A 21254-nucleotide genomic window follows, 5' to 3' on the forward strand; every position below is an offset into this window, starting at 1 on the left:
CCCTCCCTGGAGCAGCAGACGGTCCTACTTGGAGAGGACCTCGCTCCATTCCTTCTCAAAGTACTGCTTCGGTCGAGCCCCGATCACGGTGCCGGTGACCCGGCCCTTCTCGAAGAGATAGACGGCAGGGATTGAGGTGATCCCGTACTCGGCGGCGATGTTCGGGTTGTTGTCGACATCCACCTTCACAACTTCCACCTGGTCCGCGTACTCGACGGAGATGTCGTCGAGGATCGGTCCGAGCTTGCGGCACGGACCGCACCATTCCGCCCAGAAATCAACGATGACGGGCTTCTCGGACATGAGTACGGAATCGGTGAAATCAGCGTCGGTGACGTTCTTGGCGTTGCTCATAGCTGGTATCCGATCTTTTGTGGTTTCTCAGGCCTGCTGCGCGAGGGCGCGGGCTCCGACGTCGGCGAGGTAGTGCTCGACGTCGAGGGCAGCAACGCAGCCGGAGCCCGCAGCGGTGATGGCCTGACGGTAGGTGGGATCGACGACGTCGCCAGCGGCGAAGACGCCGGGAACGCTCGTCTTGGAAGAGCGACCCTGCACGGCGATGGTGCCCTCCGCCGTCAGCTCGAGGACGTCCTTCACGAGGGCGGTGCGGGGGTCGTTGCCGATGGCGACGAAGACACCGGTGACGTTGATCTCCGACTCAGATCCGTCGACGGTGCTCCGGAGCCTGAGAGCAGAGACCTTGTCATCGCCCACGACGTCTGCGACCTCGGAGTTCCAGGCGAAGCGGATCTTCTCGTGCGCGAGTGCACGGTCAGCCATGATCTTCGAGGCACGCAGGCTGTCACGACGGTGCACGACCGTCACGGTGCGCGCGAACTTGGTCAGGAAGAGCGCCTCCTCCATGGCCGAGTCGCCGCCGCCGACCACGGCAATGTCCTGATCCTTGAAGAAGAAGCCATCGCAGGTTGCGCACCAGCTGACGCCGTGGCCGGAGAGTCGCTTCTCGTTCGGCAGGCCGAGTTCGCGATAGGCCGAACCGGTCGCGATGATGACGGAGCGGGCGCGGCACGTCTCACCGCTGGCGAGCGTGACAGACTTGACCTCGCCCTCGAGGTCCACCGACTCCACGTCCTCGAACTCGATCTGCGCGCCGAACTTCGCGGCCTGCTGCTCAAGCTTGTCCATCAGCTCGGGGCCCATGACGCCCTCGGGGAACCCGGGGAAGTTCTCGACCTCGGTCGTGTTCATGAGCTCGCCGCCGGCGGTGACGGATCCCGCGAAAATCAACGGCTTCAGGTTGGCTCGTGCAGTGTAGATGGCAGCGGTGTATCCGGCCGGACCAGAACCGACGACAATGACGTCGCGGATGTCTCCGGCGGTCTCTTCAATGCTCACAGGGTCTGTGCCTCTCCCTTTTGATCTTGGCGCGGGCCGTTACGACCCACAACATACCGACGGGCGTCGATATTCCGGGGCGCTCTCGTCCAAGCGTACCCAAGGAAGCAGTGGGGCCCCGGAGATCTCCGGGGCCCCACAGGCTCATCTTCAGACGCCGGTGGGAGACTCGCCCTCCGGGACGTTCGCTGCTACTCGACCTTGATCTCGGTGAGGCGCAGACCGAAGTTGTACTGCGTCTTCGGCGCGGACAGCCTGGGGAGCGAGTTGATCTGGATGATGACGTACTTGGCGCTCGGGCTGTTCGCCACCGGTACAGAGACCTGCGGTCCGGTGAACGACGTCGTGCCCGCGAGGGTGGCACCCGAGAGGCTGGGCTCGTCATTCGTGTAGATGCTCAGGTTGCCGCCGGAGCCGCCGGACTGGCTGAGAGTGACCTGCTTGACCGGAACCTTGTCCTTCAGCTCGACGGCGAGGGCGACGCTCCGGACAAAGCCTCCCCAGTCCTCGCGGGCGAACTCCATGTCCGACCAGTACGTCGCTGTGTTCCCGTCGAACGTCGCAGCGAGCTTGCTGTCGTAGTTCAGCGCGAACTGCAGGTCATTCGGATTGATCCGCGTGACGTTGTCGATGGCTGGCGGCGCGGCCGGAGCAGTGGTCGGCGCATTCGAGGGCGCCGACGGCGCTGCCGGTGCGCCCTGGCTCTGCGTCGGCTGCGGCTGGCCGCCAGCCGTCTGCTGAGGCTGCTGCGGCTGGAAGAGTCCGCCCAGGGTGGTGAAGGCGAAGATGAGGGCAGCAATGAGCACGACGGCGAGCACCCCGCCGACCAGCCAGGGCACGGAACGGGGGCGGGTCTCCTCGTCGTCCTCGTCGTCGTAGTCGGTCGACGCCGCAGTCCCCCTCGCCTGCGGAGGGAGCGACGCAGCCGGGCGTGAGGAGGGATAGTGCGGACGGCCCTGGCCGGCGTCCGGCGAGCCTGCTTCCTTCCCGCCCCGGGTGGCTGCGCCTGCAGCAGCGCCTGCGGCGGCTCCTCCTGCGGCGGCTGCGCCCGCACGGCCCGCGTCACCGGACGGCAGGTGGGAGGGCTGCGCCCGGGTCGCAGGCTCAGACGAAGGCCGGACTTGAGGCGCCGCCGCAGTGGGCGCCTCCCTGCCGGAGGACTGCTCCTCGGGAGATCCGGGCCGGGCCGGCCACGGAGTCACCTTGGGCTTGGCACCGCCCGCGGTTCCTTCCTCGCCGGGATGGGTGCCGCCCGTCTGGCCCGGCGCAGAGCGCGGCGGAGCCGGCGGGGGCGGCGGGATCGACGCTGCTCCGGCTGCCGCTGCCCCGGCCGCACCTGCTGAAGCGGCGCTCCCCGGCCCCGAAGCCCGACCCGAACCCTGCGAGGGCGCCGGGAAGCGTGACGGCCTCGGCTCCTGCGTCCCCGAGGGGGCGTCGCCGTTTCGTGCCGCACCATTCCGTTGCGACTCGTCCTGGCCGTAGTCGTCGTACTGGATGTACTGGTCGCGGTGGTTGGGATCATAGGAGCCGTCGTATGTCTCGGGCTCGTTGGACCGCCGCTGCCCGAAGATCTCACTGCCCAGGGTGTCCGTGAAGAACGGCTCGACGTAAGGGGTGTCCTGCGGGACGATCAGGTCAAGCAGGTCCGCCGACGACGTGTGGTTGGTGATGAGGTAGGTGGATCCGTGGCTGATGCCGAGGTCGAGGACCTGGACGGCGCCGTGGCGTTCGCCTGTCGCGACCTCACGTGCGCTCTGCGCGAGCTGGTCAGCGTTGGACGGTCCCGAGACGAGGATGCTCACGGGACGGTTGAGGACTTGGTCCACGCCGTCGAGGACGAGATCGCCCTCCTGGGACGACACGATCGAGGACGTGACCTTGTACCGCCCCCCGAGCACTGTGCCGACGTCGATGGACTGGGACACGGAAACCTCCTGGTCGCTGGCGCGGGCGCGGCCGTCGGCGTTGCCCTGTGCTGCTAGTGATCCTAGCGGACCGCGCCCGCGCGCCCCTGAGCGGCCGGACGCTCAGTCCTCCGGGAAATGCGGGTTCTGCCCTGGGGGACCCTGGAACGTGCGCCGCCCGGGCACGCGCTCGATCCGCGCGCTCGAGGGCCGGGCCCGGTACATCACCGGATCGAACTGGCCCGAGATGCGGGGAATGATGCCCGTGTCGTCGGAGATGATCTGCAGTGCGGCGGTGGCCGGGTTCTCATCATCGGCGCGCGCGCGGGCGGCGGCAGCGGCGCCGTCGTGCGCGGCGGCGGGCGACGGCGCTCCCGCGACCCGGGCGCCCAGCCTCCCCAGCAGCGGGCGGAGGAGGTCCTGCAGCTCGGTGACGCGGAAGAGCCGCAGGAGCACGAAGTACACGACGAGCATCGGGACCGCGATGATTGCGATGGCGGCCAGGGCGGCCCAGTTCGAGCTCCAGATGAAGCCCTCGGGCCGGTAGCCGCCCAGGAGGCCGACGGCGACCGCCCCCACGAGCGCGGAGCCCGTGGCGGCGTAGCCCATGCGGATGTAGGAGCGGGCGACGTGCGCGCCGTCGAGATGGCCGAGCTGCTTGCGCAGGTAGTGGCTGCTGAGCACGACCGACAGGATGTTGCCCACGGTGTAGAGGCTCGCGATGGAGAAGATGATGTACCGCGGTGGCACGTACTGGATGGCGAAGGCGCCGACCACGTTCAGGATCGCGAGCCACAGCTGGATCTTGAACGGGGTGCGGGCGTCCTCCTTCGCGTAGAAGACGCGGGCCATCATGAAGTTCGCGCTCATGAAGGGCGTGCTCAGCGCGAGGATGCTGAGTGTCTGCGCGAGCATGACGCCGTCCGAGGCGCTGCCGCCCGAGAAGAACATGCCCAGCGGCGCCGCCAGGGCGAACAGTGCCAGCGCCGCGAAGACGGTGGCGACGGCCATGGTGCGCAGGCCGTGCGAGAGGGCCTCGCGGACGCCCGCACGGTCGCCTGCCTGCGAGGCCTCGGTCATCCGGTTGAAGAGGACCGTCGCCAGGGAGAGCGCGATGATCGAGTGCGGCAGCAGGTACAGCTGGGAGGCGATCTCCAGCACGGTGTTGCCGGGGATCTGCTGCCACAGCGGGTCGCCGGCCTCGCGCAGCCGCTCGCGCTCGGCGCCGGGCTGGGAGGCGATCTTCATGACGTAGAGGAAGGTCAGCTGGCCCACGGCGGTCGTCGCGAGGGTCCACGCGCCGAGGCGTGCCGCCGTGCCGAGGCCGACCCCGCGCCAGCCGAAGGCCGGCCGGAGCCGCAGGCGGAGCCGGATGACGGGCAGGAGCAGCAGGGCGGTCTGGACGAGCACGCCGATCGTCGAGAGCCCCGCGATGAAGAACGTGTGGGCGCCCGTCCAGTTGTCCAGACTGTGCGGATTCGTCCGGTTCGCCCCGAAGATCCACACGAACATCCCGAGGCCTGCGATCGCCACGATGTTGTTGACGATGGGCGCCCACATCGCCGGCCCGAAGGCGCCGTGCGCGTTGAGCACCTGGGTCAGGAGGGCGTAGAGGCCGTAGAAGAAGATCTGCGGGAGGCACCAGAACGCGAACACTGTCGCGAGGGCCAGCTGCTGCGGGCTGTACCCCGAGGTGGTCAGCTGCATGACCCACGGCGCGGCGAGCGTGACGGCGGCCGTGAGCGTGAACATCACGAGGACGCCCAGTGTCAGGAGCCTGCTGATGTAGTCCGCTCCGCCGTCGGCCGCCTTGCTCGCCTTGATGATCTGCGGCACGAGGACCGCGTTGAAGACGCCGCCTGCCACGAGGAGGAAGATCAGGTTGGGGAGGTTGTTCGCGTTGACGAAGGTGTCTGCGACCGTGGATCCGAGGCCGAGCGCGAGGATGAGCATCCACGAGCGGATGAAGCCGAGCGCCCTGGAGATGAGCGTGCCGGCGGCCATGATGGCGCTCGAGCGCGCCTCGGACACCGGGACTGACTTGGGAGAGGCCATGCCTACCTCACGAGAGCAGGTGCTCGGGCAGCACCTCGCGGGCCAGGTCCGCGATGCGGCGCTCGTTCGGGAAGGACAGGCGCCGGGCAAGCTCGGAGATGGGGACCCACGCGACGTCGACCGCCTCGTGGTCCGGGTCGTTCTCGATGGTCAGGTCCCCTGAGACGGCGCGCAGGAGATAGTGGTGGACGGTCTTGTGCACGCGGTGCCCCGTGACCGTGAACCAGTAGTCGATGCTCCCGAGCGGCGCGAGGATCTCGCCCCGGATGCCGGTCTCCTCGCTGATCTCACGGATGGCTGCGTGCTCATTGGACTCGCGCCCCTCCGGGTGGCCCTTGGGGAGGCACCACTCGAGCCGGCCGCCGCGGTTGAGCCGGGCGATGATCGCGACCGGCAGGTTCGGGTCGCTCGTCTCGACGACCACGCCGCCCGCCGAGACCTCCTCGACCGTGGGGAGGGAGGAGGGATAGCCGTGCCCAGCCGGGGCGATGTGCGGCCCGATTGCCGACGGCAGGGGCGCATTCCTCCTCTTCTGAGGATCGCTCGGCAACGGGATGACCATGCAGTCCACTGTAACGAACACGGCCCCTGCCGCGATTGCGGCCGGCCCGGGAGGGTCGCCCGCGCCGGGATCTGCCAAGCTTTAAGGACTATGGCATCAGATGAGACGACAGCGCAGGGCAGGCACGGGGCGGGCCTGAAGGACAAGGGCCCCCACAGCACGGGTTCGAAGGACACGATCCCCGGTGCCGGCGCGGAGGACGCGGCCGAGACGGCCGAGGCCTTCGAGGTCGATCCGGTGGTCCTCGAGCTCGGCCGGCGCTTCGCGGAGGCGGGCTTCGAGCTCTCCCTGGTCGGCGGCCCCGTCCGCGACCTCTTCCTGGGCCGCACGTCTCCGGACCTCGACTTCACCACGGATGCCAGCCCGGACCAGACGATCGCGGTCATCAGGGGCTGGGCGGATGCGCACTGGGACATCGGCCGGGAATTCGGCACGATCGGCCTGCGGAAGGGCAGGCATCAGATCGAGGTGACGACCTACCGGGCGGAGGCCTACGACCCGGAATCGCGCAAGCCCGCCGTCGCCTTCGGAACCGACCTCGTCGCGGACCTTCAGCGGCGGGACTTCAGCATGAACGCGATGGCGCTCCGCCTGCCCTCGCTCGAGCTGGTCGACCCCTTCGGCGGCCTCGACGACCTCCACGCCGGCGTCCTGCGCACGCCCGGCACCCCGGAGCTGTCCTTCTCGGACGATCCTCTGCGCATGATGCGCGCAGCCCGGTTCGCCTCCCAGCTCGGCGTCGACGTGGCGCCGGGGGTTCGGGACGCGATGACGGAGATGGCCCAGCGGATCGAGATCATCTCGGCCGAGCGGGTGCGGGACGAGCTCGTCAAGCTCGTCAACGGGGCCGCCCCCCGCGCGGGCATCGACCTCCTCGTCGACACCGGACTCGCCGCCATCGTGCTGCCCGAGATCCCGGCGCTCCAGCTCGAGGCGGACGAGCACCACCGGCACAAGGACGTCTACCACCATTCCCTCACGGTCCTCGAGCAGGCTGCCGAGCTCGAGACCGGCCCCGACGGGCCCGTGCCCGGTCCGGACTTCGTGCTGCGGTTCGCCGCGCTCATGCACGACGTCGGCAAGCCGGCCACGCGTCGGTTCGAGCCGGGCGGCGCGGTCAGCTTCCGTCACCACGACGTGGTCGGGTCCAAGCTGGTGAAGAAGCGCATGAAGGCTCTCCGGTTCGACAACGACACGATCAAGGCCGTGGCCCGCCTCGTCGAGCTGCACATGCGCTTCTACGGGTACGGGGAATCGGGCTGGACCGACTCCGCAGTCCGCCGGTACGTGACCGACGCCGGGCCGCTCCTCGAGCGCCTCCACCGGCTCACGCGCTCCGACGTCACGACACGGAACCAGCGCAAGGCCGACCGCCTCTCCTTCGCCTACGACGACCTCGAACGGCGGATCGCCGAGCTCGCGGAGCAGGAGGAACTCGCGGCCATCCGTCCGGACCTGGACGGGCAGCAGATCATGGAGGCCCTCGGAATCCGCCCGGGCCCGCTCGTGGGCCGTGCCTACGCGTTCCTGCTCAACGAGCGGATGGAGAACGGGCCGGCTTCTGAGGACGAGGCGCGGGCCAGACTGCTCGATTGGTGGACGCAGCAGCCAGAAGCAGCCGCAGCGCCCGGCGCCGCGGCAGACGAAGAGGAGCACTAGATGCACAGCATGGGCCTCCCGGGCGCGGAAGACTACGGTCTCACGCGGCTCTGGCTCCTGCGCCACGGCGAGACGGAATGGTCCCGCAGCGGCCAGTACACCGGCCTCACCGACCTCCCGCTCACCCCCGAGGGCGAGGAACAGGCACGCCAGGCGGCCAAGACGCTCGACGGCGTCGGGTTCGGTCTCGTGCTGACCTCACCCCTGCAGCGCGCCCGCAGGACGGCGGAGCTCGCCGGCTTCCCGGACGCCGAGCTCGAGCCGGACGCGGTTGAGTGGGACTACGGCGACTACGAGGGCGTGCGCTCGGCCGACGTGCGCAAGCAGAACCCGGGCTATCTCATCTGGAACGACGGCGTGCCCAACGGTGAGCTGCTGACGCACGTGGGGGACCGGGCCGATCGGGTTGTCGAGAGGGTGAGGACTTCCGGCCACGAGAACGTGCTCGTGGTGGCGCACGGCCACTTCTGCCGCATTCTGGCCGCGCGGTGGCTCGCGCTCCCCGCGACCGAGGGGCGGCACTTCATCCTCGGCACGGCGAAGGCCTGCCGGCTCGGATGGGACAAGAGGACTCCTGCCATCGAGGCCTGGGGACTGTAACCTCCTGCCCGTAGCCTCCTGCCCCGATAATTTCTCCTGGCATTTTCTTCAGCCTCCCCTTGCCTTTTATCCAGAGGCTGGGCTAGCTTTATTCCCGTGCCCCGGGAATAGTTCCTCGGCGGCCCCCGAATGTCACCACGGTAGCGAAGGAGGGTGGACCAATGATCGTCACCAAGGTTCTCAACCACGGCGGCAATGATGCGGCGTGGCGGTTCCATGGCGTCCTCCCGTTCCGTGTCGAGGCATCTTCCTGACCTCTTCCTCGACGCGATCCGCGTTCTGACGGGCGGACGGTCCTGACCTCCGCGTACACCTGACGGCATCAGCCTCTCGGCGCTTCAGCCCTTTCCTCTTGGGTTCTCCGCGCGAGCCGGCACCCGGACAGGTGTGTCTGCCGCAGTTCCCGCGTTCCGTCCCGCGCCGTCGGGGCCGTTCTCACGGCCACCTAGCTCTGTGCGGCCTGAGGCGGCAATTCCTCAGAATTCCCCTGCCTTGAATTTCGCGCGGGCATTTTGAGGGACTTCTGCGCCCTTTTCCTGAGCATTTCTGCGCGTCCCACACGGTGTTCTTCTGCGGAATTGCCGACCCTTCTTCCATGCCCTCATCTGCCCTGCGTTGATTCCTGCTGGGCTGATTCCTTGATGGCCCCTTCGAAGGAGCTTCCCCATGCCCTCGCCCGCCCCCTCCATCACTTCGTCCTCCCTGGCGGACTCCGCGCATGCGGTGACCGTCGCGCCGGCGGCGACCGCTGCGCCGTCGTCCGTCCCCCCCATCCGGAAGGAGGTGAACAGCGTGTACCGACTCTTCCGCCACCTGCTGGGCCGCCGCATCGACGAGCGCCGCATCGAGCGTCACCGCGAGGACGCATGGCGCGCCATCGGCATGCCGATGCCCATTCACTGAGCGTGAGGTCCAAGTGCCGGATGTGAGCTGGATCTCACGTCCGGCACTTGGCCGCCCCGGTCTCGTCGTGAAGAATTTTCCCCGTGTGCGCACCGGCGCACGGGGATGGGGAATCATGCGCACGAAACTCGCCGCCGCCCTTGCGGCTCTGATCTCGGTGTTCGCCCTCGTCGTGGGGGTGGCACCTGCCCAAGCGAGCACGGGTGGGACAAGCGACACGGAGCACACCGGCGTGGCCTGGATCGTGTCCTATATCCAAGGGCCGCAGGGGACGCAGCGGTCCCGCTGCTCGGCCGTGCTCGTCTCACCGACGGTCCTGCTGACCGCCGGGCACTGCACCTACGGCGTGGTCGGGAAGACGTACGTATCGTTCCGGTCCGAGATCTCCCCAGGACCGACGACGGGACTTCCGCCAGCCAAGAATCCTGCCGTCGGCTACACCGCCGTCGAGCTCGAGGGCGAGATTTCCGGCACGGCCCAGACGCACCCCGGCTACTCGCAGTTCACGGACACGGAAAACTGGAACGACCTGGGGGTCATCGTCCTGGACTCCCCGGTCACCCAGCCCACCTACCCGCTGGCGGGCCTGGGCACCCTGGACGCCATCCGTCCCGGTGACGTGCCCAAGACGATCGTGCGGGCGGTGGGCTACGGCGACGTCATGGGGAAGCCGGATTCTGGCCCCCAGACGCCTACGCCGATTGCCTTCCCGATGGAGCGGCGCTACGTCGACATGCCCCTGGAGGGGAAGATCGAGCACCAGATCGTCGAGGCCAACGGCAATGACAACGACGCGCGCGGCACTGGCGGCATCTGCTTCGGGGACTCGGGTGGACCCGTGTTCCTCAACGGGGAAGTCATCGGGATCGTCAGCTTCGGCAGCAAGAACTGCCGGTACACGGCCGGAATCCAGCGCGTCGACATCGCCGAGGCACAGGACTGGCTCGCCCGCCTGACGTCGGCGGTCTAGGGCGGAGGGGCCGTCTGGGGGCCGGTAGGCTCGGGGGCATGGAGTCGAGAACCGACGAGAAGCCCCCCAAGCCGTACGCGGTGATCTCGCCGACCCGCAACGACCCCCTCCTCCACACCCTCTCCGAGTCGATCGGGGGCCCCCTGGGGGACCACGCGGCGCCCGGCCTCGTCAAGAGCGGCTTCTGGACGCCCGAGCGGGTGCTCATCGTCCTGACCGCGGTGGCCGCCATCATCGGCGTCGTCATCAAGGGCTACTGCCGAGTCAACGGCTGGAACACGCCCACCCACTTCTACGCCACGTGCTACTCGGACCTGCCCACGCTCTTCAAGGAGCGTGGGCTCGCCGAGGGCGTCCTGCCGTTCTTCACCCAGGACGCCCTCTTCGAGTACCCCGTGATCATGGGGCTCATCGCGGGGGCGACGGCGCTCCTCGTCCCCGGCTCGGGGGTCTCGGACGCGCGGGCCACCACCTACTTCGACATCAATGCGGCCCTCATCACCGTCATGTGGCTCATCGCGGTCATCGCGACAGCCCGCTCGAACCGGCGGCGCCCCTGGGACGCAGCAATGCTCGCGATCGCGCCCGGCGCCATCCTCTCCGGATTCATCAACTGGGACATGTGGGCCGTCGCGCTCCTCGCGCTGGGCCTCCTCGCCTTCGCCCGGGACCGGCCGGTGTGGGCAGGAGTGTTCATCGGTCTGGGGACGGCCACGAAGCTGTACCCGATCGTCGTGCTCGGCGCCATCCTCGTGCTCGCGGTCCGTACGGGGAAGTACCGCCCGCTTCTGCTCACGGTCGCCGGCACGGCAGGGGCGTGGACTGCGGTGAACCTGCCGATCTTCCTCATTAACCCGCGCGGCTGGGGGTACTTCCTCGACTTCACCAGGGAGCGCCCCGCCGGTTTCTCCTCGATCTACTTCGCCTGGAACCTCATCGCCGAGCGGCTCCACTGGATCATGCTCGACGCCCCGGGCATCAACGCGATGGTCACCGTCTCGCTCGTGGTCCTGTGCGCGGTGATCGCCGTGATCGCGCTCCACGCCCCCCGGCGTCCGCGGCTCGCGCAGCTCGCGTTCCTCGTCGTGGCGGCGTTCATCCTGACGAACAAGGTGTACTCCCCGCAGTTCGTCGTGTGGCTCATCCCGCTGCTGGCGCTGGCGCGGCCCCGGTGGCGCGACTTCCTCATCTGGATGGCCGTCGAGGCCGTCCACTGGGCGGCCGTCTGGATGTACCTCGGGCAGTGGACCAGCGGGGGACCGCCCCAGAACAACATCGACTCGCCCTACTATGTCGGCGCGATCCTCGCGCACATGGGCGCGCTCGTGTACCTGTGCGTCAAGGTCGTCATGGACATCTACGACCCCGCGGGCGACCCGATCCGCCGCAGCCGGCAGGACGACCCGCAGGGCGGCGCGTTCGACGGCGCGCCAGACGTCGTCACCCTCGACAGCCTGCGCAGCTGGTGGGAACAGCGCCGGAAGGCCCCCGCCCGTCTCTGAGGAAGCTCCGGGCGATGTCCCCAGCGCGCGCGGGGGCCGCGGGTAGGCTCGGGGCCATGTTCAGCCGCTCAAGCCCCCCAGCAACGGCAGCCCAGACTCCCCAGCCTTCCCCAGATCCTCCCGCGACGCCGGCCGAGCGGGTCCTCCGGTGGCTTCCCACGGCACTGCACGTGGCCTTCGCGCTCCTGCTCCTGATCGGGACCGTCCGCGCCCTTGCCCCGGCTCCGGACGCAGCCGGGGCCGCACCAGGCATTGTGCTTCCCCTCGTCGGACTCCTCGCGGCGGCGTACGCGGCCGGGATCGTGCTCCAGAAACGGCCCGCGAAGGGCCTTCCCTTCGATCCGGCGCAGTACCGGCTGCACTGGCTCGCGGGGATGTGCGCGCTGTGGGCCGTGCTCGTGGCCGTCAGCACGGAGTTCGCCTGGGTCGCCATCCCATTGTTCTTCATCCAGCTTCAGCTCCCGCTCCCTCCGCAGCCGGCTATCGAGCGGCTGCCGGCCCCACAGCCCGCCTCAGGCGCGGAGCCCGCGCCCAACGCGCCCAGCGAGGCGCAGCCTGCGGTCGTCCAGCCTACAGAACCCGAACCCAAGCCGCCGCGGGAGGCCCCGATCCGGCAGCCGGCCGCGCAGCGCCAGGACCCCCGCCTTGCAGAGTCCCTCCGGACGCTGTGCGAGCGGACCACCGCCGCATCGTCAGCACGGGGAACGGGCCTCACCTGCCGCTTCGACCTCGAAGGGACCTCCCGCCCCCTGCCCGACAACGCAGAGGACGCGTTCCTCAAGGCCGCTCAGGCGAGCCTCGCGAACGTCTGGCAGCACGCGCAGGCGAGCACCGCCGTCGTGCGCCTGGCCTACCTCGAGGACGAGGTGACGCTCGAGGTCCGCGACGACGGCGCAGGCTTCGACCCGACGGATGCGGCCGCTGGCGCTGCGACTCGCGACAACGGGCTGCGCGCGCTGAGGGAGCGCGTCGAGGAGGCCGGCGCGACCATGGCGGTCGCCTCGGCACCGGGCGAGGGCACGCGTGTCACCGTGAGCATCAGTACGCCCGGCACGCCCAGCGCGGACACTCCCTGACCGGCACCGCGGCCCCGCAGTTTGCGCTTTGTGACGAGGCGCTTTGCGGGACCGCGGCCGGTCTCGGAACAATCCTGAAGAAGAATCAAGAGATCCGGTGGCAAGCCCTGGCTGGCCGGACGGCAACCCTCCTGCTGTAGCGGGGTGCTCCAGGTGAGGATTCGACGGCGTCGGCAGACCGGCGTCGTAAGTATGGCGCCCCGCGGAGCTGGACGCCGTGACACGAAGGACCTCCATGGCCACACAGCTGACCGCGCCCACCCGCGCAGGGCTCGGGGCGACCCTCCGCGCCAAGCGGCGCATCCTCGCCTCGGCGTTCGTCGGGACAACCATCGAGTGGTACGACTTCTACCTGTACGGCACGGCCTCCGCGCTCGTCTTCAACAAGCAGTTCTTCCCCGACGCCTCGCCGCTCGTCGGCATCCTCGCCTCGTTCGCGACGTACGCCGTGGGCTTCGTGGCGCGGCCCCTCGGCGGGGTGATCGCGGGTCACCTCGGCGACCGGATCGGCCGGAAGGCGCTGCTCGTGTGGTCGCTCCTGACCATGGGCGTGGCCTCGACCCTCATCGGCGTCCTGCCGAACTATGCCGCGATCGGCATCCTCGCCGTGGCCGGGCTCGTGCTGCTGCGGCTCATCCAGGGCCTCTCCGCCGGCGCGGAGTGGGGCGGCTCCGCGCTGCTCTCCGTGGAGCACGCCCCGGCGGGACAGCGCGGCTTCTTCGGCTCGTTCACGCAGGTCGGCTCCGCGGCCGGAATGCTGCTGGCCACCGGTGCCTACGCGCTCGCCCAAGCCTTCCTCACCACCGACCAGTTCCAGGCCTTCGGCTGGCGCATCCCCTTCCTCTTCTCGGGCGCCCTCGTGCTGGTGGGGCTGTGGATCCGTCTCGGGGTGACCGACGCCGAGGAGTTCACCGCCGTGCAGGAACAGGACCGCGTGGTCGCGCGGCCGGTGGTCCGGGTGCTCCGCGAGCACCCGCGCGGGATCCTCGTCACGGTCGGCCTGCGCCTGGTACAGCCGGCCATCTACACCCTCATGACCGTCTACATCCTCGGCTACCTCAAGGACCGCCGCGAGGACACGGCGTCGGGGCTCACCGCCATCCTCATCGTCTCGGCGATCGGCCTCTTCTCGGGCCCGTTCTGGGGCTGGCTCTCGGACCGGATCGGCCGCAAGCGGATCGCCGTGGGCGCCGCAATCGGCGTCGCGGTGCTCATCTGGCCGTTCTTCTGGTTCCTAGACCATGGGAACCTCGCGTTCCTGCCCCTCGTCCTTCTCGTGGGGATGAACATCCTGCACGACGCCATCTACGGCCCTCAGGCCGCGTGGTTCGCCGAGCAGTTCCCCACCGAGCTGCGCTACTCGGGCGTTTCCTTCGGGTACCAGGTCGGCACCGTCCTCTCCGCTGCGATCACCCCGCTCGTCGCTGCCTCGCTCCTGCAGGCCGGCGGCGGCCAGCCGTGGCTCGTGTGCGGCTGGTTCGTGTTCCTCGCGATTCTCACCACCGCCGCTGCGCTTGCTGCGAAGGACCCGGCCCGGGGACGCGCTGCCCAGACCGCACTCACGGAGGCCTCATGACCAAGCCGCTGCTCCTCAACGCGTTCGAGATGCTCGTGCCCGTGCACCAGTCGCCCGGGCTATGGCGTCACCCCGACTCGGGGGCCCACCGATTCGCGGAGCTCGGGTACTGGACCGACCTCGCGAAGGCACTCGAGGACGGCGGGTTCCACGGAATCTTCTTTGCCGACATCCTCGGCCAGTACGACGTCCACGGGGGCTCCGCCGACGCCGCCGTGCGGGGCGGCGTGCAGTATCCGACGCTGGATCCGCTGCTCATCGTCTCGGCCCTCGCGGCCGCCACGGAGCGGCTCGGCTTCGGGGTCACGGCCTCGGTCACCTACGAGCACCCGTACCTGCTCGCCCGCAAGTTCGGCACGCTCGACCACCTCACGGGTGGGCGCGTCGGGTGGAACATCGTGACCTCGTACCAGGAGTCGGCCGCAAGGAACCTCGGCCTCGACACCCAGATCCCGCACGACGAGCGCTACGACCGCGCCGAGGAGTTCATGGACGTGGTCTACAAGCTCTGGGAGGGCTCCGTGGACGACGGGGCGGTGGTCGCGGACGCCGCGGCCAACGTGTTCGTGGACCCCGCCGGGGTGCGGGGGATCGGGCACGACGGCGACGTGTACCGGGTGCCCGGGCCGGCCCTCGTCGGGCCGTCCCCGCAGCGGACGCCGCTCCTGTTCCAGGCCGGGGCCTCGGCCCGCGGGCGCGCCTTCGCGGGGCGGCACGCCGAGGCCGTGTTCTTCGCCGCCTCCACGCCGGCCCAGGCGCGCAAGTACACGGACGGGCTCCGCGCCGAGCTGGCCGCCGCCGGGCGGGCCCCGGAGTCGGTCAAGGCCTTCAACATCGCCACGGTGATCGTGGCCGAGACCGACGAGGCTGCCGCGGCGAAGCTCGCCGACTACGAGGCGCACGTGGACACCGATGCGGCGCTGGCACTGTTCGCCGGCTGGACCGGCCTGGACCTCTCCGGCCTCGACCAGGACGCGCCCCTGACGTACATCAGGAGCGAGGCCAACCAGTCCGCCCTCGCGCAGTTCACGCTGCTCGACCCCGAGCGCACCTGGACCTTGCGCGAGGTGGCGAAGTTCGTCTCGATCGGCGGCCGCGGGCCGGTGATCGTCGGTTCCCCGGCGACCGTGGCGGATGAGCTCGAGCGCTTCGCCGAGGACGGCGGCATCGACGGGTTCAATCTGACCTCCGCGGTGCGGCCCGCGGACCTGCTCGCGTTCGCCCGCCTCGTCTCGCCCGAGCTGCGCCGGCGTGGCCTCCTCGCCGAATCGGCTCCCGGGGCGACGTTCCGCGAGGCTGTCCTCGGGAAGGGCCCGCGGCTCGCCGCAGACCATCCCGGTGCCGCCGCGCGCGTCCCCGTGGGCTGAGGCGGGAGCCCCGTGGGCGCGTACCCGTGGGGCGGCACAATGGAGCGGTGACCTCCCCGGCGACCCCGAAGCCCTTCGACCTCGCGCACATCGGTGCCGGCCTGCCGTTCGCGGGCTCGCTCGGGGAGCTCGAGGCGGTACTCACACGGGACACGGGCGTGGCGGCCGTGGTCCAGGCACCCCCGGGGACCGGGAAGACGACGCTCGTCCCGCCAGTCGTGGCGAACCTCGCGCTGCGGGCCGCGGACCGGTCCTGGACGCCCACGGCGCACGACGGCGGGGCGCCGCCGCGCGTCGTCGTCACCCAGCCGCGCCGGGTCGCCGTCCGGGCGGCCGCCCACCGGCTCGCGGCGCTGGACGGAAGCCGCCCCGGGGACCGCTCCGGCTACACCGTGCGCGGCGAGCGAAAGGCCGGCGGTTCGACTCTGGTCGAGTTCGTGACCCCCGGGGTCCTGCTGCGCCGGCTCCTGGCAGATCCCGGGCTCGACGGCGTGGCCGCCGTGGTTCTGGACGAGGTCCACGAGCGCGGGCTCGAGACCGACCTCCTCGTCGGGATGCTCGCCGAGGTCCGGCAGCTGCGCGGCGACCTCACCCTCGTGGCGATGTCCGCGACCGTCGACGCCCCCCGGTTCGCGGCGCTCCTCGCGGACGACGCCGGCCGCCCGGCCCCCGTCGTCGACTGCCCCTCGGCGCTGCACCCGCTCGAGGTGGGGTGGGCGCCGTCGACCGCTCCGCGGCTGGACGAGCGGGGGGTGACCCGCGCGTTCCTCGACCACATCGCCGACACAGCGGGGGCCGAGCACGCCGCGGCGCGCGCGGCGGGGTGGGACGTCGACGCCCTCGTGTTCGTCCCCGGCGCCCGGGAGGTGCGGCATGTGGCGGACCGGCTGCGGTCGCGCGTGCGGGGGACCGATGTCCTCGAGCTGCACGGGCAGGCCGCTCCCGTGGAGCAGGACCGGGCGGTATCGGGCCGAGGCCCGGGGGACGGGCCCCGCATCGTGGTCTCGACGGCACTGGCCGAGTCCTCGCTCACGGTTCCTGGGGTGCGGCTCGTCGTCGACTCGGGACTGGCCCGGGAGCCCCGGCGCGACGCATCCCGCGGGATGTCGGGGTTGGTGACCGTCTCGTGCTCGCGGGCGTCGGCCGAGCAGCGGGCGGGACGTGCCGCGCGCCAAGGGCCAGGGCGGGTGGTGCGCTGCTACGACCAGCGGGCCTTCGCCGCTGCGCCGGCCCATTCGACGCCGGAGATCGCCTCGGCGGACCTGACGGAGGCCGCCCTCGTCCTCGCGTGCTGGGGAGCGCCCGGGGGGCAGGGGCTCGCACTCCCGGATGTGCCCCCCGGCGCGGCACTGGCCGACGCCGTGGCGGTGCTCTCGGCCATCGGTGCCGTGGGCGATTCGGGCCAGGCGACCGGTTTCGGCCGCACGCTGGCGCTCATCCCGGCCGACCCGCGTCTCGGCCGGGCACTGCTCGAGGGGTCTCCGCTCGTGGGCGCCCGGATGGCGGCAGAGGCGATCGCGATGGTGGCCCGCGGCCTCCGGCCGCCGGGGTCCGACCTCGGCCGGCTCCTCGCCGCGCTGCGCTCGGGCTCCGACCCGCAGGCCCGTGCCTGGGCGCACGAGGTGCGGCGCTTCGAGCGCTTCGCAGGCCCCGGCGGTGACGCTGCCCCCGGAGGCGAGGCCGGCCCGGCAGTGGCGGCGGCGACGGATGCCGAGAAGGCCGGCGTGGTCGTCGCGCTGGCATTCCCGGGTTTCGTGGCCCGGCGTGTGCAGGGTGACCGCGAGCAGTACCTGCTCGCCTCGGGCACGCGCGCAGGCCTTCCCGCCGGCAGTCCCCTCGCGGGGCACGAGTGGCTCGCCGTGGCCGACGCAGCGCGGGCGGCGGGCCGGGACGCCGCGGGGACGGGCGCCGTCGTGCGTGCCGCCGCCCCGCTCACCAAGGAGGCCGCGGAGCTCGCCGCCGCGCACCTGCTCACCGACAGGGTCGAGGCGCGGTTCGAGAACGGCCGCGTCGTGGCACGCCGCGAGCGGCGGCTCGGCGCGATCCAGCTCGCGTCCACGCCGGTGCGGCCCGGGCGCGAGGAGGGGCACGCGGCAGTCGCCCGCGCGCTTGCCTCCCAGGGGCTCGGAGCGATCGGCTGGTCAGGCGGCGCCGACGCGCTGCGCCGGCGGCTCGCACTCGTGCGCCGCGAGCTCGGCGACCCGTGGCCCGACGTGTCCGAGGCGGCCCTGCTGGCCCGGCTCGAAGAGTGGCTCGCCCCCGAGCTCGACGCCCTCGCCGGCGGGGCCAGCGTGCGGCGGATCGACCTCGCGGAGCCCCTGCGCCGGCTCCTGCCCTGGCCGGAGGCGGCGCGCCTCGACGAGCTCGTTCCTGAGCGGCTCGCGGTTCCCAGCGGTTCGCGCGTGCGGATCGAGTACCCCGAGACTGCCGATGCGGGGATGGCGGACGACGGAGCGGCCCGCTCTGGCCCCCTGCCGGTCGTCGCGGTCAAGCTCCAGGAGTGCTTCGGGTGGGCCGAGACACCGCGGCTCGTCGACGGGCGCGTGCCGGTGCTGTTCCACCTGCTCTCCCCGGCCGGGCGGCCGCTCGCGGTGACCGGGGACCTCGCATCGTTCTGGTCTGGGCCGTACGCGCAGGTGCGGGCCGAAATGCGCGGGCGGTACCCCAAGCATCCATGGCCCGAGGACCCGTGGACGGCCGTGGCGACGGCCAGGACCACGCGCCGCATGTAGCGGGCGCGGGTTCAGGGTCAGCGTACGATCGGCCCATGGACGCGCCCTCCATGCGGGAACCGGCCCGCACCCGGCCCGCCACCGCCGACGACTGGCCCCGCATCCGCGACATCTACGCGGCGGGGATCGAGGCCGGCGACGCCACGTTCGAGTCGGCACCGCCTGCCACGTGGGACGCCTTCGCGGCGACCAAGGAGTTCGTGCTCGTCGCCGAAGGCTCCACGGACGGCCACGCTGCGGACGTCCTCGGCTGGACGGGCGCCGCCCGGGTGTCGGCGCGCGAGGTGTACCGCGGCGTCGCCGAGCACTCGCTCTACGTTGACCCGGCCGCGGGGGGCCGCGGCGTGGGGACCCTGCTCATGGGAGCGCTCCTCGACGCCTCCCGGGACCGGGGGATCTGGACCGTCCAGGCCACCGTGTTCCCCGAGAACCTGCCGAGCCTGGCCCTGCACCGCAAGTTCGGCTTCCGTGAGGTGGGCCGCCGCGAACGGATCGCGCTCATGGCGCACGGTCGCCTCGCGGGCACGTGGAGGGACACGGTGCTGCTCGAACTGCGGCTGTGAGGCGTGGGAAACTGCACAACTCGCCGCAGCGACGCCGTTGAACCACGTCGATGCGGCCGCGAGTTGTGCAGTCTGTGACACGGAGCCGCCGAGCGGAGCACCCTAGGCTGTGGCCATGGGGAATTTCCGTGTGGCCGCTCTCGTCCTCGCCGCCGCGCTCACGGGCGCGGTGCTCACCTCGTGCGACGACGGCCGCCAGACCGCTGCCAAGCAGGCCGCGGGAGAGCTCGCGGCGGCGCTCTCCGCCCTCGACGTCTCGCAGGCGCCGCTGAAGGGGACGGAGCCCGCGGCGGCCCAGGAGAAGGTCGAGTCGACGGTGAAGGGGCTCGGCGAGGTCAAGCCGACCGTCACCGCCGGCGATCCGAAGCTCGACGGCGACAAGGCCGACGTCGTGCTCGACTACTCGTGGAAGCTTGCCGGGCAGGAGTGGTCCTACCAGACGACGGCGCAGCTCGCCCGGGACGGGGACCGGTGGCTCACGCAGTGGAAGCCGGACCTGCTCGCGCCCCAGCTCGGCGAGGCCGAGGTCCTCACGCTCGCGACGACCGCCGCACCGCGCGCGGACATCCTCGGCGCTGGGGGAACTGCCCTCGTCACGGCCCGCCCAGTCCTGCGGGTGGGGATCGACAAGGCGAAGGTCCCCGCCGAGGGCCAGGCCGACGCAGCGGCCAAGCTCGCCGCGCTCCTCAAGGTGGATCCGGCGGAGTACGCGAAGCAGGTCGCCGCCGCAGGGGAGAAGGCATTCGTGGAGGCCATCGTGCTCCGCGACGAGGCCGGGCGCACCCCCACTGACCTGGAGATCGCCGCCGTTCCTGGGGCGATCACCGTCAAGGACACGATGCCGCTCGCTCCGACGCGCACCTTCGCCCGGCCGGTCCTCGGCACCGTCGGCCCTGCCACTGCCGAGCAGGTCCAGGCCTCCAACGGCGCGCTCCAGGCCGGCGACACTACCGGAGTCGCCGGCCTGCAGGCGCAGTACGACTCGCAGCTGCGCGGGAAGGACGGCCTCGCCGTCTACGCCCAGCCCGCCGACCTCACCCCCGAGAAGCTCCGCACGACGCCGGGTGCGCGCCGCACGCTCTTCGAGTCCGCGCCCGTGTCGGGCACACCGCTCGCGACCACGCTGGACCTCAGGCTCCAGCAGCTCGCCGAGGACACGCTGGCCGGGGTCGGGCCGGCGGCGGCGATCGTGGCACTGCGGCCCTCCGACGGCGCAGTCCTCGCCGCGGCCTCCGGGCCCGGCAGCAACGGGTACAACACGGCGATGCTCGGCCAGTACGCGCCCGGGTCGATCTTCAAGACAGTTGACTCGCTCGCCCTCATCCGGCAGGGCGCGGCCGCCGAGACCCGCGTGCAGTGCACTCCGACGCTCACCGTGGACGGCCGGACCTTCTCCAATGCCCCCGGCTACCCGGCCTCGTCCCTCGGGGACGTGACGCTGCGGGACGCGTACGCGCACTCGTGCAATACGGCCTTCATCGCGCAGCGGGACAAGGTCTCGCAGGCGCAGCTCGAGTCCGCGGCGACGTCGCTCGGCGTCGCCGTGGACGCCCCCAGGCTCGGCGCTGCCGCCTTCCTCGGGTCCGTGCCGGCGGATGCCGCCGGGACCGAGCACGCCGCCTCGATGATCGGGCAGGGCAGGATCCTGTTCTCCCCGCTCGCCGCCGCGGTCATGGCCGGCTCGGTCGTGAAGGGCGCTCCCGTCTCGGCGCAGCTCGTCGTCGGCGGGTCGACGCCCTCTGGCAGTGCCTCTGCGAGCACGACGCCGGCCGGGTCGTCGAGTGCCCCGGCGAGCCCCGCGGCGTCGTCCGCTCCGGCCGGGCCCCCGGTGACCGCCGCGGAGGCGGCCGTCCTCCAGGACCTCATGCGCGCTGTGGTGACGAGCGGGCACGCCGGCTTCCTCGCGGATGTGCCCGGCGGACCGGTCGGGGCCAAGACCGGCACGGCGGAGTTCGGCACCGACACGCCGCCGAAGACCCATGCCTGGATCATCGGCACCCACGGCGACCTCGCGGTCGCGGTCTTCGTCGAGGAGGGAGGGCTGGGAGCGACCATCTCCGGCCCGCTACTCGACCGGTTCCTCACGCAGGCCGGGTAGACTCGGCCGGCGCCCGGCGGGTCAAACCCGGCTGGACGGGGCGATCATAGATGTAGGGGCAGCTCCCAAGCTGATGGAGCCCCACGTGGCCTGTTGGGTCTTCCCCGCCGGCCGGCCCCTCGTCAGTCAGGCGGAATTCCATGTATCCCGAAACGAAGCGGCCCCGGAATGACGGGCGGGGCCGGAGCCCACGCTTTCCCGCCCTGGCCTTCCGGGAGGAGCCACTCCCGCAGCGGCCGTCAGCGGACCTCCGCTCGTCGGAACGAAGCAGGGAACTGCTCGCATGGTTGCTGTCGGCCGGGTTGAGCGAGGATCAGGCCCGTGCCGAGGC

16 protein-coding genes and 1 riboswitch are annotated in these 21254 nt (G+C 71.1%); of the genes, 11 read left to right on the forward strand and 5 right to left on the reverse strand.

Going from position 1 to position 21254, the window contains the following annotated elements; all coding sequences use genetic code 11:
- Positions 1 to 24: 24 nt before the first annotated feature.
- The 5 genes from trxA to ABD298_RS13035 all read right to left on the reverse strand — a co-directional run bounded on the left by trxA (position 25) and on the right by ABD298_RS13035 (position 5829).
- Positions 25 to 363: a thioredoxin gene (gene trxA / locus ABD298_RS13015; RefSeq protein WP_486387590.1), complete on the reverse strand. Its 339-nt coding sequence runs from the start codon at positions 361 to 363 to the stop codon at positions 25 to 27.
- A gap of 18 nt (positions 364 to 381) precedes the next feature.
- Complete coding sequence (trxB, locus tag ABD298_RS13020; RefSeq protein ID WP_344300135.1) at positions 382 to 1356, reverse strand: thioredoxin-disulfide reductase; 975 nt, start codon at positions 1354 to 1356, stop codon at positions 382 to 384.
- A 191-nt stretch (positions 1357 to 1547) separates the two neighbouring features.
- The gene (locus tag ABD298_RS13025) at positions 1548 to 3281 is read right to left on the reverse strand and encodes an ABC transporter substrate-binding protein (protein WP_344300136.1); all 1734 of its coding nucleotides are present in this window, start codon (positions 3279 to 3281) and stop codon (positions 1548 to 1550) included.
- Between the two features lie 102 nt (positions 3282 to 3383).
- On the reverse strand, positions 3384 to 5315 hold the full coding sequence (gene murJ, locus ABD298_RS13030; RefSeq protein ID WP_344300137.1) for a murein biosynthesis integral membrane protein MurJ: 1932 nt from the start codon (positions 5313 to 5315) through the stop codon (positions 3384 to 3386).
- Between the two features lie 7 nt (positions 5316 to 5322).
- On the reverse strand, positions 5323 to 5829 hold the full coding sequence (locus tag ABD298_RS13035; RefSeq protein ID WP_344300209.1) for an NUDIX hydrolase: 507 nt from the start codon (positions 5827 to 5829) through the stop codon (positions 5323 to 5325).
- Positions 5830 to 5967: 138 nt separating this feature from the next.
- Here ABD298_RS13035 and ABD298_RS13040 point away from each other — a divergent pair, with 138 nt between their 5' ends.
- The 11 genes from ABD298_RS13040 to ABD298_RS13090 all read left to right on the forward strand — a co-directional run bounded on the left by ABD298_RS13040 (position 5968) and on the right by ABD298_RS13090 (position 20923).
- The gene (locus ABD298_RS13040; protein ID WP_344300138.1) at positions 5968 to 7536 is read left to right on the forward strand and encodes a CCA tRNA nucleotidyltransferase; all 1569 of its coding nucleotides are present in this window, start codon (positions 5968 to 5970) and stop codon (positions 7534 to 7536) included.
- The gene (locus ABD298_RS13045; protein ID WP_344300139.1) at positions 7537 to 8136 is read left to right on the forward strand and encodes a histidine phosphatase family protein; all 600 of its coding nucleotides are present in this window, start codon (positions 7537 to 7539) and stop codon (positions 8134 to 8136) included.
- Positions 8137 to 8802: 666 nt separating this feature from the next.
- Positions 8803 to 9039, forward strand: coding sequence for a hypothetical protein (locus tag ABD298_RS13050; protein WP_344300140.1), 237 nt, complete (start codon positions 8803 to 8805; stop codon positions 9037 to 9039).
- A 115-nt stretch (positions 9040 to 9154) separates the two neighbouring features.
- Complete coding sequence (locus ABD298_RS13055; protein WP_344300141.1) at positions 9155 to 10009, forward strand: S1 family peptidase; 855 nt, start codon at positions 9155 to 9157, stop codon at positions 10007 to 10009.
- A 38-nt stretch (positions 10010 to 10047) separates the two neighbouring features.
- Complete coding sequence (locus tag ABD298_RS13060; RefSeq protein ID WP_344300142.1) at positions 10048 to 11511, forward strand: glycosyltransferase family 87 protein; 1464 nt, start codon at positions 10048 to 10050, stop codon at positions 11509 to 11511.
- Positions 11512 to 11567: 56 nt separating this feature from the next.
- Positions 11568 to 12587 carry a sensor histidine kinase gene (locus tag ABD298_RS13065; protein ID WP_344300144.1) on the forward strand — a complete coding sequence of 340 codons (1020 nt, stop codon included), beginning with the start codon at positions 11568 to 11570 and terminating at the stop codon, positions 12585 to 12587.
- 83 nt (positions 12588 to 12670) lie between these two features.
- A riboswitch (SAM riboswitch) is annotated at positions 12671 to 12786 on the forward strand.
- Between the two features lie 36 nt (positions 12787 to 12822).
- Positions 12823 to 14163, forward strand: coding sequence for an MFS transporter (locus ABD298_RS13070; protein ID WP_344300145.1), 1341 nt, complete (start codon positions 12823 to 12825; stop codon positions 14161 to 14163).
- Entirely contained in the window at positions 14160 to 15530 is a 1371-nt protein-coding gene (locus ABD298_RS13075) for an LLM class flavin-dependent oxidoreductase (RefSeq protein WP_344300146.1), read from the forward strand. The genes ABD298_RS13070 and ABD298_RS13075 overlap by 4 nt, the downstream gene beginning before the upstream one ends.
- A 47-nt stretch (positions 15531 to 15577) precedes the next feature.
- On the forward strand, positions 15578 to 18262 hold the full coding sequence (gene hrpB / locus ABD298_RS13080) for an ATP-dependent helicase HrpB (protein WP_344300147.1): 2685 nt from the start codon (positions 15578 to 15580) through the stop codon (positions 18260 to 18262).
- Between the two features lie 35 nt (positions 18263 to 18297).
- Positions 18298 to 18825, forward strand: coding sequence for a GNAT family N-acetyltransferase (locus ABD298_RS13085; RefSeq protein WP_344300148.1), 528 nt, complete (start codon positions 18298 to 18300; stop codon positions 18823 to 18825).
- A 115-nt stretch (positions 18826 to 18940) separates the two neighbouring features.
- Positions 18941 to 20923 carry a penicillin-binding transpeptidase domain-containing protein gene (locus tag ABD298_RS13090; RefSeq protein WP_344300149.1) on the forward strand — a complete coding sequence of 661 codons (1983 nt, stop codon included), beginning with the start codon at positions 18941 to 18943 and terminating at the stop codon, positions 20921 to 20923.
- The last annotated feature ends 331 nt before the right edge of the window (positions 20924 to 21254 follow it).

Source organism: Sinomonas flava (genome assembly GCF_039531875.1).
GTDB lineage: Bacteria > Actinomycetota > Actinomycetes > Actinomycetales > Micrococcaceae > Sinomonas > Sinomonas flava.